The 17,335-nt window shown below is 72.5% G+C and carries 13 protein-coding genes; 4 read left to right on the forward strand and 9 right to left on the reverse strand.

The window, feature by feature from the left end; genetic code table 11:
- Positions 1 to 7: 7 nt before the first annotated feature.
- The 6 genes from AC07OQ_RS00390 to mutL all read right to left on the reverse strand — a co-directional run bounded on the left by AC07OQ_RS00390 (position 8) and on the right by mutL (position 8,889).
- The gene (locus AC07OQ_RS00390) at positions 8 to 2,536 is read right to left on the reverse strand and encodes an FtsX-like permease family protein (protein WP_495051096.1); all 2,529 of its coding nucleotides are present in this window, start codon (positions 2,534 to 2,536) and stop codon (positions 8 to 10) included.
- Complete coding sequence (locus AC07OQ_RS00395) at positions 2,509 to 3,183, reverse strand: ABC transporter ATP-binding protein (RefSeq protein ID WP_495051097.1); 675 nt, start codon at positions 3,181 to 3,183, stop codon at positions 2,509 to 2,511. The genes AC07OQ_RS00390 and AC07OQ_RS00395 overlap by 28 nt, the downstream gene beginning before the upstream one ends.
- Entirely contained in the window at positions 3,170 to 4,117 is a 948-nt protein-coding gene (gene miaA / locus AC07OQ_RS00400; protein WP_495051098.1) for a tRNA (adenosine(37)-N6)-dimethylallyltransferase MiaA, read from the reverse strand. The genes AC07OQ_RS00395 and miaA overlap by 14 nt, the downstream gene beginning before the upstream one ends.
- Positions 4,114 to 5,337: a Bcr/CflA family efflux MFS transporter gene (locus tag AC07OQ_RS00405; RefSeq protein ID WP_495051099.1), complete on the reverse strand. Its 1,224-nt coding sequence runs from the start codon at positions 5,335 to 5,337 to the stop codon at positions 4,114 to 4,116. The genes miaA and AC07OQ_RS00405 overlap by 4 nt, the downstream gene beginning before the upstream one ends.
- Positions 5,338 to 5,514: 177 nt before the next feature.
- Entirely contained in the window at positions 5,515 to 6,861 is a 1,347-nt protein-coding gene (locus tag AC07OQ_RS00410) for a pseudouridine synthase (RefSeq protein ID WP_495051100.1), read from the reverse strand.
- Positions 6,862 to 7,011: 150 nt separating this feature from the next.
- Positions 7,012 to 8,889, reverse strand: coding sequence for a DNA mismatch repair endonuclease MutL (gene mutL / locus AC07OQ_RS00415; protein WP_495051101.1), 1,878 nt, complete (start codon positions 8,887 to 8,889; stop codon positions 7,012 to 7,014).
- 61 nt (positions 8,890 to 8,950) lie between these two features.
- On the opposite strand from mutL, the gene AC07OQ_RS00420 reads away from it, so the two are divergent.
- Together AC07OQ_RS00420 and AC07OQ_RS00425 are read left to right on the forward strand one after the other, a co-directional pair.
- Positions 8,951 to 9,616 (forward strand): DedA family protein, encoded by a 666-nt coding sequence (locus AC07OQ_RS00420; RefSeq protein WP_495051102.1) that lies wholly within the window; start codon positions 8,951 to 8,953, stop codon positions 9,614 to 9,616.
- 251 nt (positions 9,617 to 9,867) lie between these two features.
- A complete protein-coding gene (locus AC07OQ_RS00425; RefSeq protein WP_495051103.1) occupies positions 9,868 to 12,735 on the forward strand; it encodes a bifunctional diguanylate cyclase/phosphodiesterase in 2,868 nt (955 codons plus the stop codon).
- Here AC07OQ_RS00425 and AC07OQ_RS00430 read toward each other — a convergent pair.
- Positions 12,687 to 14,021, reverse strand: coding sequence for an N-acetylmuramoyl-L-alanine amidase (locus AC07OQ_RS00430; protein ID WP_495051104.1), 1,335 nt, complete (start codon positions 14,019 to 14,021; stop codon positions 12,687 to 12,689). The two genes, AC07OQ_RS00425 and AC07OQ_RS00430, sit on opposite strands and share 49 nt — an antisense overlap.
- A gap of 23 nt (positions 14,022 to 14,044) precedes the next feature.
- The gene (tsaE, locus tag AC07OQ_RS00435; protein ID WP_495051105.1) at positions 14,045 to 14,533 is read right to left on the reverse strand and encodes a tRNA (adenosine(37)-N6)-threonylcarbamoyltransferase complex ATPase subunit type 1 TsaE; all 489 of its coding nucleotides are present in this window, start codon (positions 14,531 to 14,533) and stop codon (positions 14,045 to 14,047) included.
- Here tsaE and queG point away from each other — a divergent pair, their 5' ends adjacent.
- On the forward strand, positions 14,534 to 15,700 hold the full coding sequence (queG, locus tag AC07OQ_RS00440; RefSeq protein WP_495051106.1) for a tRNA epoxyqueuosine(34) reductase QueG: 1,167 nt from the start codon (positions 14,534 to 14,536) through the stop codon (positions 15,698 to 15,700).
- On the opposite strand, the gene AC07OQ_RS00445 is transcribed toward queG, so the two are convergent.
- Positions 15,638 to 16,537 (reverse strand): AEC family transporter, encoded by a 900-nt coding sequence (locus AC07OQ_RS00445; protein ID WP_495051107.1) that lies wholly within the window; start codon positions 16,535 to 16,537, stop codon positions 15,638 to 15,640. The genes queG and AC07OQ_RS00445 overlap by 63 nt on opposite strands.
- Before the next feature lie 114 nt (positions 16,538 to 16,651).
- On the opposite strand from AC07OQ_RS00445, the gene AC07OQ_RS00450 reads away from it, so the two are divergent.
- On the forward strand, positions 16,652 to 17,272 hold the full coding sequence (locus AC07OQ_RS00450) for a chalcone isomerase family protein (protein ID WP_495051108.1): 621 nt from the start codon (positions 16,652 to 16,654) through the stop codon (positions 17,270 to 17,272).
- The last annotated feature ends 63 nt before the right edge of the window (positions 17,273 to 17,335 follow it).

Here is a 17,335-nt window from a genome sequence, read left to right on the forward strand (position 1 = left end):
GGTTTTCCTACCAATCCTCCCGGACCGCCTGCACCGCATCGGCGCGGGCCAGCTGCCGGCCGCCGAGCCAGGCCGTGAGCAGCGCCGCGACCATCACGGCCGCCAGCAGCCCGGCCAGGCGCAGGCCCGGCCAGCTCATGTCCATGCTCCAGTGAAAGCTCTGCGGGTTGACGACGAAGACCAGCACCGCGCTGATCGCCAGGCCCAGCAGCAGGCCGGCCAGCGCGCCGGCGGCGCCGAACAGCGCCGTCTCGGCGAGCAGCAGCGCCAGCAGGCGCGCGCGCGTGAAGCCCAGGTGCAGCAGCAGGCCGAACTCGCGCCGCCGCGCCAGCACCTGGGCCGACAGGCTGGCCGCGATGCCGAACAGGCCCAGGCCCAGGGCCACGGCCTGCAGCCAGTAGGTGACCGCGAAGCTGCGGTCGAACAGGCGCATCGACTGCGCCAGCAACTCGCCGCTGGCCGCCAGCTCCAGGTCCTGCGGCTCGGCCGCCAGCGCGCGCAGCGCCGCCTGCAGCTGCAGGCCATCCTGCCCGGGCCGCAGCCACAGATAGAGCTCGGTGACGGCCGGGTCGCCGCTCCAGCGCCGGTAATCGGCATAGGGCAGCAACAGGGCGCCGCTCTGGCGGCTGTAGTCGCGCCAGACGCCGCGCAGATAGGCGTTGGCGGGTGCGGCGCCCGGCGCCAATGACAGCGCCAGGCGCTGGCCCGGCCGCAAGGCCAGCTCGTCGCGCAGCGCCTCGTTGACGTAGATCGGCAGCAGCCCCGGCGCCGGCGCCTGTGCCAGCGCGCCGGCCAGCGGCAGGCGGCGCTCGTCCGGCAAGGGCCGGGCCAGCAACTGGGCCGGATGGCCGTCCAGCCAGGCGCGCCGGCTGCGCTGCGGCGCCAGCTCGGCGGCCAGGCCGCCGCGACGCGCCGCCTCGACGAAGCCGGCGGGCAGCGGCGCGCTCTGGCGGTCCGCCTCGCGCAGGCTGCTGCGCACATAGAGATCGGCCGGCAGCATCTGGCGCAGCCAGCCGGCCAGCGAATCGCGGAAGCTGCTGACCATCACCAGCATCGCCACCGACAGCGCCAGCGCCACCAGCACGCCGGCCAGCATCTGCGTGGCCTCTCCCGCCTGCCGGTGCGCGCGCTCGCGCAGCAGCAGGCTGCCGGCGCGGCCCCGCGGCAGCAGGGCGGCCAGGCCCTGCACCAGGGCCGGCACGCAGAGGAGGCCGCCCAGCAGCAGGCTCAGCATGCCCAGATAGGCGCCCAGCGGCAGCCCCCACAGCGGCGGCAACTGGGCCAGCGCGGCGCCGATCAGCAGCAGGGCCGGGCCGAGCCAATCCGGCGGACGCGGCGCCGCCAGGCCGCCGAGGCCCTTCAGCACCTGGGCCGGCGCCATGCGCCGCACCGCCAGCGCCGGCAGCCAGGCGCTGGCCAGGCAGACCGCCAGGCCGAGGCCGCCGAACAGCAGCAGGGGCGCGGCCTCGAGCCGCAGCGCCGGCGCCTGGCCGCCCAGCATGCCGCTGCCCAGGTCGCCGCCCAGCAGTGCCAGGCCGAGCCGGGCCAGCCCGGCGCCCAGGGCCAGGCCCAGCGCGCTGCCCAGCAGGCCCAGCAGCGCGGCCTCGGCCAACAGCAGCGCGGCGCGCTGGCTGGCGCTCATGCCCAGCACGCCCAGCAGGGCCAGCTGCGGCAGGCGCTGCGCCACCGACAGCGACTGCACCGCGAACACCAGGAAACTGCCGGTGAACAGGGCCATCAGGGCCAGCACGCCCAGGTTGACGCGGTAGGCGCGGGTCAGGCGCGCCATCTCGGCACCCTCGTCGGGCGGCGGCGCGGCCTGGGCCCCGGCCGGCAGGCTCAGCTCCTGGGCGCGGGCGCCGGGCTGCAGGCGCAGCTCGATGCGGTCCACGCGGCCCAGGCGGCCGAGCAGGGCCTGGGCTGCCGCGATGTCAAGCACCGCCAGCGGCGCGCCCGGCGCCGCGATCCGGCCGGCCAGGCGCAACTCGAGATTGCGCGGCCGGCCTTCCAACTGGACGCGCAGGCTCAGCAGCGTGGGCCGCGGCTGGCCCAGGGCCTGCAGCGCCGCATCGTTCAGATAGAGCGCGTCGGGAGCCAGCAGCTGCAGCGGCTCGGTGCGCGCATCGAAGGGCTGCGGCAGCAGGGCCGGGCTGAACTGGGCCGCCTGCAGCGGGTCCAGCCCCAGCAGGCGCAGGCCCAGGCGCTGGCCGCCCGGGCGCAGCACCTGGGCGCGCGCCTCGATCAGCGGCTGCAGCTGGGCCACGGCCGGCTGCTCGGCCAGCGCGTCGAGGCTCGCCTCGGCCAGCGGGCCGCTACGGCCCTGCAGCACCAGATCGGGCGTGCCGGCGAGGCTGCGCTGGGCGGCGCCGAACTCGGCCAGGGCCGAAGCGTTCATCAGGTGCACGCCATAGGCCAGGGCCACGCCCAGTGCCACGGCCAGCAGCGCCAGCAGCTGGCGCAGGCCCTGCGCGCGCAGCGCCGGCCAGGACAGGGTGCGCAGCCAGGCGGCTAATGCGCGTGCGGATGAGGCTGCCATGGCCGCAGGCCCTCGGCTTCCATCAGCAGGCAGCGATCCGCCGCCACGGCGGCGCGCTCCGAATGCGTGACCAGCAGGCAGGCCGCGCCTTCCTGCCGGCATTGCGCGCGCAGCAGCGCCAGCACCTGGGCCGCATGGCGCGGGTCGAGATTGCCGGTCGGCTCGTCGGCCAGCACCAGGGCCGGACGATGCACCAGGGCGCGCGCGATTGCGACGCGCTGCAACTGCCCGCCCGAGAGCTGGCGCGGCAGGCGCGCACCCAGCTCGGCCAGGCCGACGGCGGCCAGCAGCTGCCGCACGCGTTGCGGATCCGGGCGCTGCAGGAGCAGCAGCGGCAGCGCCACGTTGTCGGCCACCGTCAGGTGCGGCAGCACATGGAAGGCCTGGAACACGAAGCCCAGGCTGCGCCGGCGCAGCCTGGCCTGGCCAGCCTCGTCCAGGCGCGCGATGTCCTGTCCGTCCAGCAAGACCTGGCCCTCGTCCAGTTGGTCCAGCCCGGCCAGGCAGTTCAGAAGGGTGGACTTGCCGCAGCCCGATTCGCCCAGCAGCGCGACCAACTCGCCGGCCCGCAGCGCCAGATCGACGCCGGCAAACACCGTGGTGTCGCCGTAGCGCTTGGTCAGGCCGCGGGCCTCAAGCAGGGCCATGGCCGTTCAGCAGGCGGTGCGCCGCGGCCAGCAGGTGCAGCGGCGCATCGGGCAACTGGCAGTCGATGACCTGGCGTCGCGGCATGCTGCGCAGCCAGGTGATCTGGCGCTTGGCGAGCTGGCGGGTGGCGGCGATGCCGCGCTCGGGCAGGGCGCGCATGTCCCCGCTGTCGAGCGCCTCCCAGGCCTGGCGATAGCCGACGCAGCGCATCGCGGGCAGCTCCAGCGACAGGTCGCCGCGCGCGCGCAGGGCCTCGACCTCGGCCACCAGGCCCTGCGCCAGCATCTGATGAAAGCGCTGCGCCAGGCGTTCGTGCAGCCAGGCGCGGTCCCGCGGTTCCAGCGAGAGCAGGGGCCAGTCGACCCCGGCGCTGCGCTCCTGCTCGGCATGCAGGGTGGAGAGCGGTCGGCCCGTCAGCCGCCAGACCTCCAGCGCGCGCTGGATGCGCTGCGAGTCGCCGGGGGCCAGGCGCGCCGCGGTGATCGGGTCGACCGCGGCCAGCTTCGCATGCATGCCGGGCCAGCCGATGCGCTCGGCCTCGGCATCCAGCTCGGCGCGCAAACCTTCGTCGCCCTGCGGCAGGCTCGACAGCCCGTCGAACAGGGCCTTGAAATAGAGCATGGTGCCGCCCACCAGCAACGGCAGGCGGCCGCGCGCCTGGATCTCGGCGGCCAGCGCCTTGGCCTCCCGCACGAACTGGGCGGCGCTGTAGCTGTCCCGCGGATCGAGGATGTCGATCAGGTGGTGCGGCACGGCGGCCCGCTCGGCGGCCGTGGGCTTGGCGGTGCCGATGTCCATGCCGCGGTAGACCAGAGCCGAGTCGACGCTGATGATCTCGACCGGCAGGAACTCGGCCAGGGCCAGCGCGCCGGCCGTCTTGCCGCAGCCGGTGGGCCCGGCGATGCACAGGGGGCGCAGCTGCGGACCCGTCATGCCGCGCGCGCGGCCAGCGGCCGCCTCTCCTGGGCCTGCACCAGGGTCCAGCCGCACAGCGCGGCGGCCAGGGCGAGCACCATCATCGTGGCCGCCATCGGCCGCACCGTGCCGTCCAGCGCATGGCTGAGCCAGGCACCGACGGCGAAGGCGGTCAGCGCCACCGCGAAGCCCGACAGCGCCGCGGCGGCACCGGCCTGGCGCGGGAAGGGGCCGACGGCCCCCGCCTGGCTGCAGGGCTGCAGCACGCCATGGCCCAGCATGATGAAGACATGGGGCAGCATCAGGGCCCAGGGCGAGGGCGGCAGCACGAAGGCGGCCAGGCCCAGGCCGAGCGCCCCGATGCAGCTGAACACCGCGCCGCGTCGCACGGTCCGCGCCAGGCTCAGCCGCGCCAGCCAGCGCCGGCACAGCAGGGTGCCCAGCACATAGATGCCCGCGCCCAGCCCGACCAGCAGACCGTAATGGGCGCGCGCCAGGCCCAGCACCTCGATGAAGACGAAGGCGGAGCCGGCCAGGAAGGTGTAGAGCGCGCCGTAGGCGAGTGCGGTCAGCAGGGTGTAGGCGCGGAACGAGGGATGGGCCAGCACCAGGGCCCAGCCGGCCAGCAGGCGGCGCGGGTGCAGGGCCGCAGGGTCGGGTCTTGCCAGGCTTTCCGGGATGCGCAGCGCGATCAGCGCCAGCGCCGCGGCACCGGCCAGCGCGATCGCCAGCAGGGCCCAGCGCCAGCCGAAGGCGCCGGCCAGCCAGCCGCCCAGCGGCGGGCTCAGCATCGCCAGCAGGCCCAGACCGCCCAGCGCGCGCGCCATCACCCGCGCGCCCTCCTGGGGTTCGAACCAGTCGCGCAGCATCGCGCGCGCGCCCACCACCGCGGCCGCCAGCGCCAGGCCCTGCAGCGCACGGCAGCCCACCAGCAGCCAGACGCTGCCGGCCAGCACGGCGCCCAGCGCCGCCGCGACGAACAGCGCCAGGCCGCCCAGCAGCACCGGGCGGCGGCCGTAGCGGTCGCTCAGCGGGCCCAGCAGCAGCTGACCCAGGCCGAAGGCCAGCATCAGGGCCGACAGGGTCAGCTGGGTGGCCGACATCGGCGCAGCCAGATCGGCGCGCAGCGCCGGCAGGGCGGGCAGATAGAGGTCGGTGCAGATCGGCTGCAGGCCCAGCAGCAGGGCCAGGGCGGCGACCTGCCAGCCCGGGCGCGGTAGGGTCGGGGAATTGTTCATGAAGGGTTCATGAAAGCAGCTGGTGGCCAAACCGGGCGCTCGCTGCGGAAGCGCCGGTTCTCTGCCTAGCGGGAGCCGCTGATCCGGCTTCGCCGGGCACAAACGGTCCGCGGGGACTGTTCGTGTCCGGGCTCCGCCCCCTTGAGGGGGCGCGCGCAGCGCGTAGGGGGTGGGCCATCAGTCGAAGCGCTCCCAGGGGGCCAGGAAGCGCCATTGGCCCGGCGGCAGATGGCCCAGGTTGATGCGGCCGATGCGCACGCGCTTCAGGCCCACGACCTTCAGGCCGACCAGCTCGCACATGCGGCGGATCTGGCGCTTGCGGCCCTCGCGCAGCACGAAGCGCAGCTGGTCGTCATTGATCCAGCTGACCTTGGCGGGCTTGAGCTGCACGCCATCCAGCTCCAGGCCATGGTTCAGCAGGGCCAGGTCTTGCGCCGGGAACTGCGCCATCGGCGCACCCTGGCCCTGGTACTCGACCCGCACCAGGTATTCCTTCTCGACCCTGGAGTCGTCGCCGATCAGCTGCTTGGCGACGCGGCCGTCCTGGGTCAGCACCAGGAGGCCGGTGGAGTCGATGTCCAGCCGGCCGGCCGGTGCCAGGCCGCGGCTGTGACCGATGTGGTACTTGATGCCCGAGGCGTCGTCCTTCCAGTGGTTGGCGCTCTTCACCAGCACCGCGGCGGGCTCGTAGCCGTCCTCGGCCTGGCCGGAGACATAGCCGATCGGCTTGTGCAGCAGGATCGTGACCTGCTTGGCCTGCTCCTTGTGGGCGGCCGGGTCGATCTCGATCTTCGCATCGGGGCCGACGCGCTGGCCCAGCTGGGCCAGCTTGCCGTCCACCCGCACCCAGCCGGCGGCTATCCACTCGTCGGCCTCGCGGCGCGAGGCCATGCCCAGCGCGGCCATGCGCTTGGACAGGCGCTCGCCCTCGCTGCTCGGGTCGCGGAAATCCTCGTCATCGTCGTCTTCGTCGCGTGGGCGCTGCATCGGGCGCGGCTTGGGCGTCGGGCGCGCGTCGGGGCGGGGATGGCCGGTCTGCGGCCCGCTGGCGCGGCGCTGGTCGCGGCGCGGCTCCTGACGCGGCTCTTGGCGGGGGTGCTGGCGCGTCGGCTCGCCGGCGAACTCGCCGCGCGCGCCGCGCTGGCCGCGCTGCTCCTCGCGTTCCTGGCGCGCCGGGGCGCCGTCGCTGCGGCGCTGCGGGCGGCGTTCCTCGAAGCGCCCCTCCTCGGCGCGCTTGAAGCCGCCGCCGCCGGACTTGCCGGCGGGCCGGGCGGGCCTGCTGCCCGTGGGGCGGCCCTCGTCGCGGCGCTGAGACTGCGGCTGCGGCGGCTGCCGGCCTTCCTCGGCGCGGCGCTGCTCGAAGGCGGCCTGGCGCTCGGCGCGTTCGGTCTGGGCCTGCTCCAGGGTCTGGCGCGGGCGCGACACGCCCTTGCCGCGCAGCGGGGTGCGGCGTTCGCCGCCGCCGGTGCTGCTGCTGCTGCTCTTGGCCACGGCGGGCTTGGGTTTCAATTTCAGGGTTGCCATTCTTCGGTACTCCATGCTGGCAGAGCAGCCGCGGCGCAGGCCGGCCGCGGTCCGGACCCAGCGGAGCCCGAGGATCCGGCTATGCCGGGCCTGCGGGCTCGCCCCCTCGAGGGGGCGCGCGATGCGCGTAGGGGGTGGTTCATATCATCCTCAGCGGCCGCGCAGGAACAGCGCGTCGAGTTCGCGCATCGTCAGCTGGCGCCAGGTGGGGCGGCCGTGGTTGCATTGGTCGGCGCGCTCGGTGCGCTCCATGTCGCGCAGCAGGGCGTTCATCTCGTCCAAGGTCAGCTGGCGGTTGGCGCGTACCGCGCCATGGCAGGCCATGGTGGCCAGGATCTCGTGCTGGGCGCGCTCGATGGCCTGGCTGGCGTCGAACTGGGCCAGTTCGGCCAGCACGCTGCGCGCCAGCTCGACCATGTCGCCGCCGGCCAGGGCCGCGGGCCGGGCGCGCAGCGCCAGCACCTTGGCCGACAGCGGCGCGATGTCCAGCCCCAGGCGGGTCAGGGTTTCGGCCTGGGCCTCGGCGGTGGCGATCTCCTGCGGCGTGGCGGCGAAGGTGACCGGGATCAGCAGCGGCTGCGACTCGATGGCGGCCGCGCCCAGGCTGGCCTTCAGGCGCTCGTAGACCACGCGCTCATGGGCGGCATGCATGTCCACGATGATCAGCCCCTGGGCGTTCTCGGCCAGCACATAGACGCCCTGGATCTGCGCGACGGCGCGACCCAGCGGCCAGTCATGCGCGGGCAGCTCCTGGCGCGGCGCGGCGGGAAGCGGCGCCGGTGCGGGGCTGCCGTAGAGCGTGGCGACCTCGGCCAGGCCCAGCGAGGTCTGGGCGATATTGGGAATGGGGCTGCGCCAGCTCGGGCCGCCGGTGTAGGCCGGCGCCGCGGGCTCCCGGGCGGCCGGTGCATTGAACCAGGCCGGCGGGCTGCCCGGTGCCGGACGCGCCGCGGGCAGGGCGGCGGGCTCGGATGACGGGGCCGCGGCCTCGGTGCTGCGCGACACCGCCAGCGCGTCCTGCACCGCATAGCGCGCCTGCTGATGCAGCTCGCGGCCGTCGCGGAAGCGCACCTCGATCTTGGTGGGGTGTACGTTGACATCCACCCGGTCCGGCGCGATCTCGATGAAGAGCACGTAGCAGGGCTGACGGTGGCCGTGCAGCACGTCCTCGTAGGCCGAGCGCACGCCATGCGCGATCAGCTTGTCGCGCACATAGCGGCCGTTGACATAGACGTACTGCATGTCGGCGCGGCTGCGCGCCGCTTCCGGCAGGCCGGCTCGGCCATAGATGCGCAGGGGGCCGGCCTCGGCGAACACCGGGCGGCTGTCGCCGATGAAGTCGGCGCCCAGCACATCGGCCAGACGCTGCTCGGCCTTGGCGATGCGCAGCTGCTCGACCAGCTTGCCCTCGTGCCAGACCGTGAAACCGACGTCGGGCCGGGCCAGCGCATGGCGGCGCACGGCCTCCAGGCAATGGGCCAGCTCGGTGGCGTCGGTCTTCAGGAACTTGCGGCGCGCCGGGGTGTTGAAGAACAGCTCGCGCACCTCGACGCTGGTGCCGCGGGCGCGCGCCGCGGGCTGCAACTCGCCGCTGCGGGCGTCGAGCCGGTAGGCATGCTGGGCGCCCTCGCAGCGGCTGGCGACGGCCATCTCGGCCACCGAGGAGATCGCGGCCAGGGCCTCGCCGCGGAAGCCCATGGTGGCCACCGATTCCAGCTCGTCCAGCGTGCGGATCTTGCTGGTGGCATGGCGCTTCAGCGCCAGCGGCAGCTCCTCGGCGGGGATGCCGAGGCCGTCGTCCTCGACCACGATGGCGCGCACGCCGCCGGCCATCAGCTTGACGTTGATCTGCGTGGCGCCGGCGTCCAGCGCGTTGTCCACCAGCTCGCGCACTACGGAGGCGGGGCGCTCGACCACCTCGCCGGCGGCGATCTGGCTGATCAGTTCATCGGGAAGCTCGCGGATGGCGCGGCGCGGCGCGGCGCCGGTCGGGGCGACGGGCGAGGCCGGCGGAGAAGACAAATCCATGGGCCGATTGTAAGAAGTCCGCCATGAAGCCGGCGCCGGGCTGCCCTTATCATCCGCGCCCATGGAATTCGCAGCCTTCTTGATCGACTTCATCCTGCATGTGGACCGCCATCTGGCCGAGTTCGTGCAGGCCTATGGCGCCTGGGTCTATGCCCTGCTGTTCCTGATCGTGTTCGTCGAGACCGGCCTGGTGGTGATGCCCTTCCTGCCGGGCGACTCGCTGCTGTTCGTGGTCGGCACCCTGTGCGGCGCCGGCTTGATGAGCCTCCCGCTGGCGATCGCCATCCTGCTGATTGCGGCCGTCCTGGGCGACCAGACCAACTACACGATCGGGCGCTACCTCGGCCCCAAGGTGTTCCGCTGGGAACAGTCGCGCTTCTTCAACCGCCGCGCCTTCGACGCGGCGCATGAGTTCTACGAGCGGCATGGCGGCGTGACCATCATCATCGCCCGCTTCATGCCCTTTATCCGCACCTTTGCGCCCTTCGTGGCCGGCGTCGCCGCGATGAGCCGCGGCAAGTTCACGCTCTACAACGTGGCGGGTGCGCTGATCTGGGTGCTGGGCCTGACCTTGGCGGGCTATCTGTTCGGCAACATCGCCTTCGTGCAGACCCATCTCAGCAAGATCATCTGGGCGATGATCATCATCCCGGGGCTGATCGCGATCTACGGCGGCCTGCGGGCGCGCGGCAAGCCGGCCTCCGGGAAGGTCACGGGCGGCTCCTGACGCGTCCGGATCGCCCGGATCGCCCGCGTTGGCGTGCAATGCATAGGGCTTGAACCCCGCCGGGCGAGCAGTTACCCTGATTCGTCACCCCAGCTCGCCCACCTAGACTCGCGCAAAATCGGGCGCGGCAGGCATGCTGCGCCGACAAGGGAGGCGAGGATGGTGCGATCCGTTCCCCAGCTTGCGAGCAGGACCCGGCGGCCCCGGCGGGGGCTGCGGCGCATCGCCATGCGGCGCCGGAAGGGCGCGCCATGAGCGCGAGCTACAACCCCTGGCTGGTCCTGCTGTCCTATCTGGTCGCCTCGCTGGCGGCCTTCATCACCTTGGATCTGTCGGCGCGGGTCAGCCGTGCGGACGGTGGCCGCGCCGGCGCCTGGATCGCTGTCGGCGCCCTGGCCATGGGTCTGGGCATCTGGGCCATGCATTTCATCGGCATGATTGCCCTGCATCTGCCGATCCGCCTGTCCTACGACCTGACGATCACGCTGATCTCCATCGTCCCGGCGGTGGCAGCGTCGGCCCTGGCCCTCCTGATCATCCGCCGCCCGCAGGTCGATCTGCGGCTGCGCGCCTATGGTGCCGTGGCCATGGGCCTGGGCATCAGCGCGATGCATTACACCGGCATGGCGGCGATCCGGCTGGAGCCTGATTTCAGCTACGAACCGGCGCTGCTCGCCCTGTCCGTCGTGATCGCCATCGCCGCCGCCTTCGCCGCGCTGACGATCGCCCTCGATTCGCGCCACCGCTCGACCGCCACGGCCCTGCTGCCGCGCCTGGCCGCCGCCCTGGTGATGGGGGCGGCCATCGTCGCCATGCACTACACCGGCATGGCCGCGACCTCCTTCGCGCCGGGCAGCGTCTGCATCCTGCCGCCGCTGGGCTTGGATCCGATCTGGCTGGCGGCGATGGTGGGCGTGGGCAGTTGCCTGATCCTGTTCGCGATCCTGGCCGTCTCGATGCGCGATGTGCATTCCCTGGAGCGCCTGCGCGCGATCGACGCCGCCACGCTGGCGCGCGCCGCGCAGCTGGCCGAGGACATGGCCGCCGGCGCCCGGGCCAGCGAGGCGCACAAGCGGGCCATCGTCGAGTCCTCGCTGGACTGCATCATCACGATGGACGGCCAGGGCCGCATCATCGAATTCAACCCGGCCGCCGAGGCGACCTTCGGCTACCCGCGCGAGGCGGTGCTCGGGCAGCGGCTGTCGCAATGCATCGTGCCGCCCAGGCTACGCAGCGCCCATGAGCGCGGTCTGGTGAACGCGCTGGACGGCGAGGCCTCGACGGTGATGGGCCGGCGCATCGAGATCACCGCGATGCGCGCCGGCGGCGAGGAGTTCCCGGTCGAGCTGGCCATCACCAGCACGCCGATCGCCGGCCAGCCCGCCTTCACGGCCCATCTGCGCGATCTCAGCGAGCGCCACACCGCCGAGCAGTCGCTGCGCCTGCGCAGCCTGGCCCTGGACTCGGTGGACAACGGCATCTGCATCGTCGACAGCCGCCGCCCCGGCGGCCCGATCCAATATGTCAATCCGGCCTTCGAGCGCATCAGCGGCTGGCGCGCCCCGCAGCTGATCGGCCAGCCCTATGGCCTCCTGTTCCGCGATGCCGGCGGCGGCGTTCGCATCCCGCGCGCGCTGCGCGGCCCGGGCGGACGGGTGCGGCGCCTGAGCCACAGCGCGCCGGACGGCCGTCTGCTCTGGTGCGATGTGGTCGTCAATATGCTGCGCGACGCCGATGGCCAGCCCACCCATGGCGTGGCCGTGATCAGCGATGTGACGGCCGCCGTGGGCCATGAACGGCAGCTGGAGCAGCTGGCTAATTTCGATTCGCTGACCGGCCTGCCCAACCGCCTGCATTTCCGTCAGCATCTGGAGGCGCGGCTGGCGCGCGAGCGCGGCCGCCGCCTGTCGGTGCTGTTCGTCGACCTGGACCATTTCAAGGTCATCAACGACAGCCTGGGCCACGATGTCGGCGACGAGATGCTGGTCGTGCTGGGCCAGCGCCTGAAGGCCTGCGTGCGCGAGGGCGATCTGGTCGCCCGCCTCGGCGGCGACGAGTTCGTGATGCTGGTCGAGCAGGGCCCGCAGGCCGAGAGCTCGGTGCTGGAGCGTATCAAGGCCAGCGTCGGCGAGCCGATCCCGCTGCGCGGGCGCACGCTGCATGCCACCTGCAGCATCGGCGTCAGCCGCGTTCCCGAGGATGGCGAGGACGCCGAAACCCTGCTGCGCAAGGCCGATGCCGCGATGTATGTGGCCAAGCGGGAGGGCCGCAACGAGGCGCGTGCCTTCACCGGCGCCATCGAGAGCGCGATCAGCCAGCGCATGGAGGTCGAGACCCGCCTGCGCCGGGCGCTGGAGCGCGAGGAGTTCGTCCTGCATTTCCAGCCCCTGGTCGGCATGGACTGCGGCCGCGTGGTGGGCGCCGAGGCGCTGCTGCGCTGGCAGGATCCGCAGCGCGGCCTGGTGGCGCCGCTGGACTTCATCCCGCTGGCCGAGGAGACGGGCCTGATCCAGCCGATCGGCGAGTGGGTGCTGCGCACGGCCTGTCGCCAGGCGCTGGACTGGCAGGCCGGCGATGGTGGGCCGCTGCCGCTGTCGGTCAATCTGTCACCACGCCAGTTGCAGGATGCCGGCCTGGTCGACAAGGTCAGGGCCATCCTGGCCGAGACCGGCTTCGCGGCCCAGCGCCTGGAATTCGAGCTGACCGAGAGCCTGTTCACCGACGAGGGCGGCGCCGCCGGCACGGCCCTGCGCGAACTGGCCGCTTTGGGGGTGCGCCTGGCCATCGACGACTTCGGCACCGGCTATTCCAATCTGCGCTATCTGAAGCGCTTCCCGGTGGCACGGCTGAAGATCGACCGCAGCTTCGTCGCCCAGGTCGGCGTGGACGCCGGCGACAGTGCGATCGCCACCGCCATCATCGCCCTGGCGCGCGGCATGTGCGTGGGCCTGGTGGGCGAGGGTGTCGAGAACGAGGCGCAGCGCCGCTGGCTGGCCGAGGCCGGCTGCGAGGTGGCCCAGGGCTGGCTGTTCGGCCGGCCGGTGCCGGCGGCCGAGTTCGCCGCCCGTTTTCAGGAAACCGGCCTGTGCCTGGCCAATGGCGGGTTCTTGGCGAAATAGCGTGCGATGCCGCTGGCCAGGGCCTCGACCAGCTTCTCCTGATAGTCCGGGTCGCGCAGCTTGGCTTCCTCTTCCGGATTCGAGATGAAGGCGGTCTCGACCAGGATCGACGGCACGTCCGGCGCCTTCAGCACCGCGAAGCCGGCCTGTTCGACCTGCTTCTTGTGCAGCCGACCGACCCGGCCGATCTGGCCGAGCACCTCGGAGCCGAGCTTCAGGCTGTCCTTGATCTGCGCGCTGGTGCTCATGTCGAGCATGGCGCGCAGCACATTGGCATCCTTCACCGCGACATTGACGCCGCCCACCAGGTCGGCGCGGTTCTCCTTGTCGGCCATCCAGCGCGCGGCGGAGCTGCTGGCGCCGTTCTGGCTGAGCGCGAACACCGAGGCGCCGCGCGCCTGCGGCGTGAAGAAGGCGTCGGCATGGATGGACACGAACAGATCGGCCTGCACGCGCCGCGCCTTGCGCACGCGCTCGTGCAGGGGCACGAAGAAATCGGCGTCGCGCGTCATCATCACGCGGATATTGGGGTTGCCGTTGAGCCGCTCGCGCAGCTTCAGCGCGACGGCCAGCACCACGTCCTTTTCCTTCAGCCCGCTGGGGCCGACGGCCCCCGGATCCTCGCCGCCATGGCCGGGGTCCAGCGCGATCACGATCAGACGGTCCAGCTGCTTCTGGGTGATCTGCGGGGCCGGCGCCGGCGGCGTGCTCAGCGGTGGCGCGCTGGCCGCCGGCTTGGGCGCCGGGGGCTGGGCCGGCAGCGGGCCGCCGGGCAGGGCGGGGCGGTCGATGCGGCCGATCAGCTCGCCCAGCGCGTCCTGCACCGCCTGGGCGGCCTGGGCCTCGGCCTGCTCCTTTTCGCGGATCAGGGCCAGCAGCGGGTCGCGCTCCTGCTGCGGATAGAGGTCGAACACCAGGCGGTCGTGGTAGGCCGCCACCGGCTCCAGCGCGAAGATCTGCGGCGCCACCGGCTGCTTCAGGTCCAGCACGATGCGCACCACGCGTGGCTGGTTCTGCCCCACGCGCACCGCGGCGATATAGGGGTCGTCGGGCTTGATCTTGCCGAGCAACTCGCGCAAGCCGGGGCTGAGCTCCAGGCCGTCGATGTCGATCACCAGGCGGTCGGGGCCTTCGACCAGGAAATGCCGGGCCGCCAGCGGCTTGTCCGACTCCAGCGTGACCCGCGTGTAGTCGGGGGCGGGCCAGACGCGCACGGCCACGATATTCGCGACGCTGGCCGCGCGCACCAGCATCGGCGCCTGCAGTACCAGGGCGAGGGTGCCCATGCGTCGCAGGGCATGGCGGCGGCTCACAGCGGCAGCCCCTGCAGCAGGGTCCGGCCCCGCGCCGTGCATGCCTCCAGCGCCACCCGCCGGCTGTCGTCGGCCTGGGTCTCGATGCGGATGCGCAGATCGGGGGTGGGCAGCATCGCGCCGGCCTTCTCGGGCCATTCGCTGAGCTTCAGGCCGGGGCGGGTGAAGATCTCGCGGAAGCCCGCATCCTCCCACTCGCGCGGGTCGTTGAAGCGGTAGAAATCGAAATGGCTGACCTCGCCGTCACCGCCCCAATCGCGCAGTTCATAGCTCTCCAGCACCGCGTAGCTGGGGCTCTTGATGCGGCCGGTCACGCCCAGCGCGCGCAGCAGGTGGCGCACCAGGCTGGTCTTGCCGGCGCCGAGGCTGCCGTGCAGTTCGATACTGGCATCCATCAGACCGGGGGCGCGCGCCAGCAGGGCGGCAAAGGCCTCGGTCGAGGCTTCATCGGGCCAGACGAGCTGGCGGCTTTCTAGAATGCTCAAATGGACGGGGCTCCGCAGCTGAAAAAACCTGAGATCGACGCGTCGGCGCTGATGGCGCAGCTGCGCGCCTGGGCGCTCGAGCTCGGATTCTCACAGATCGGCGTGGCCGATATCGATCTCGCGAGCGCCGAGCCGGGGCTGCTGGCCTGGCTGGAGGCCGGTTTCCATGGCCAGATGCACTATATGGCGGCGCATGGGCTCAAGCGCGCCCGGCCGGCCGAGCTGGTGCCGGGCACCTTGCGGGTGCTGACCGCGCGCATGGACTACCGGCCGCGCGCCGAGCCTGGCGGTGGCGGCAGCGGTGAGAGCGATTGGCAGGCGGTCGAATGGCAGGGCCTGCGCGATCCGCGGCGCGCCCAGGTCTCGATCTATGCCCGCGGCCGCGACTATCACAAGGTGCTGCGCGCCCGGCTGCAACAACTGGCCAGCCGCATCGAGGGCGCGATCGGCGCCTTCGGCTACCGCGTGTTCACCGATTCGGCGCCGGTGCTGGAGGTGGAGCTGGCGGCGCGCTCCGGCATCGGCTGGCGCGGCAAGCACACGCTGACCCTGCACCGCGAGCATGGCTCGATGTTCTTCCTCGGCGAGATCTACCTGGATCTGCCGCTGCCGCTGTCGCAGGCCGTGACGGCGCATTGCGGCCAATGCCAGGCCTGCATCGACATCTGCCCGACGCGTGCCATCGTCGCGCCCTACCGGGTGGACGCGCGGCGCTGCATCTCCTACCTGACGATCGAGCATGACGGCGCCATTCCGGTGGAACTGCGCGCGGCCCTGGGCAACCGCATCTACGGCTGCGACGACTGCCAGCTGATCTGCCCCTGGAACAAGTTCGCCGGCAAGAGCAGCCTGCCGGACTTCGATGCGCGCGAAGCGCTGCGCTCGCCCGAGCTGCTGCGCTTGTGGGCCTGGAGCGAGGCCGACTTCCTGCGCCATACCGAGGGCTCGGCGATCCGCCGCATCGGCATCCGGCGCTGGCGCCGCAATCTGGCGGTGGCACTGGGCAATGCCTGGCGTCTCACCGGCGATGCGCAGATCGCCCGGGCCCTGCGCGAGGCGCTGCCGGCGGCCGATGCGCTGCTGGCCGAGCACATCGAATGGGCGCTAGCGCAGCGTGGCGAGGCCGAGCCAGAGCGGCAGGCCGAGCATGCCCACCAGCGTGGATAGGGTCACCAGCCCGGCCACGAAGGCCGCGTGGCCGCCCATGCGCGCGGCCAGCACATAGCAGCTGGAGGCGGTGGGCAGGGACGCGAACATGGTCAGCACCAGTTGCTGACCGGCCGGCAGACCGAGCGCCCGGCCCAGGCCCAGCGACAGCAGGGGCAGGGCGGCATGGCGGATCAGGATCAGCGCGGCGGCCAGCCAGGGTGCGTCGCGCAGCGCGCCGAAGCGCAGCCCGGCACCCACCGCCATCAGCCCCAGCGGCAGGGCGGCCAGGCCAATGCGGTGCAGGGTCAGCGCGGCGGCCTCGGGCAGCCTGAGGCCCAGCAGATTGGCGATCAGCCCGGCCACGGTGCTGAGGATCAGCGGATTGCGCCCGAGCTCGCGCCACAGGCCATGGCCGCCATGGCGGGCCAGCGGAAACACCGCGCCGACATTGCAGATCGGCACGCACAGCGCCACCAGCAGGGCCACCCAGGCCACGCCCTGGGCCCCCTGCAGGCGCTCGGCCAGGGCCAGCGCCACGTAAGAGTTGAAACGAAAGGCCACCTGGGCGCCCGAGGCATGGGTGCGTGCATCGACACCGGGGGCATATCTCAGCGCGTAGGCCAGGGCCACGCCGGCCAGCACCACGGCCATGCCGCCACCGGCCAGGCTCAGGGTCTCGGCCGGCTGCAGCGGCGTGCGCAGGATGGAATTGAACAGCAGCACCGGGAACAACAGGTAATAGACCAGCTTCTCGGTGGCCTCCCACACCGGCCGGCCCAGCGCGGTGTAGCGGCAGACCAGGAAACCGCACAGTATCAGCAGCGCATCGGGCAGCAGGAGCAGGACATCGGGCATGGCCGGCAGTGTGCCATCGGCATGGTCGCCGGCCCGGCGGACGGATACCCCCTTGTCGGCGCGCGGCCGCGCTGGTGCGTTAGTCTCGCTGTTCCCATCGATGAGCTCGACCGAATGATGAGTGCGAACAGCGAACCCCTGATCAAGCCCGGGCGCCGCCGCCTGCTGGCCGCCGCCATGCTGCTGTCCCTGGGGGTTGCCGGCCCGGCGCTGGCACGCCCCTACGAGGGCTATGAATTCGCGGACAGCCTGCAACTGGGCGGCAGCACCCTGGTGCTGAACGGCCTGGGCATGCGGGCCGTGGCCACGATCCGCGGCTATCTGGCCGGCCTGTACCTGGTCCGGAAGGCCAGCGTGCCTGCCGAGGTCTTCGCCACGCCAGGCCCCAAGCGCATCCAGATGCGCATCCTGCTCGATGCCAGCATGGAAGAGTTCGTCAAGGCGGTCAACAAGGGCGTGCAGCGCAACTGCACCGAGGCCGAGCGCGCGGCCCTGACCGAGGAACTGCCGGCCTTCGTGGCGCTGCTGCGCGGCGTGGGCCAGGTGCGCAAGCAGGACCTGATCGACATCGACTATCTGCCCGGCAAGGGCACCGCCCTGGTCATCAACGGCAAGCAGGCGGGCGCGACCATTGCCGGCGCCGAGCTCTACGATGCGCTGCTGAAGGTGTTCCTGGGCGAGCGCCCGACCGACAAGCGGCTCAAGGCGGGTCTGCTGGGCCTGCCGACGGGCTGAGCCCTACGTAGTTCCGCTAGCATGCCCCCATGTTCGCGTGGCTAGCATCGCGCGTGATCAAGA

Source organism: Roseateles sp. GW821-FHT09B06, assembly GCF_059418245.1.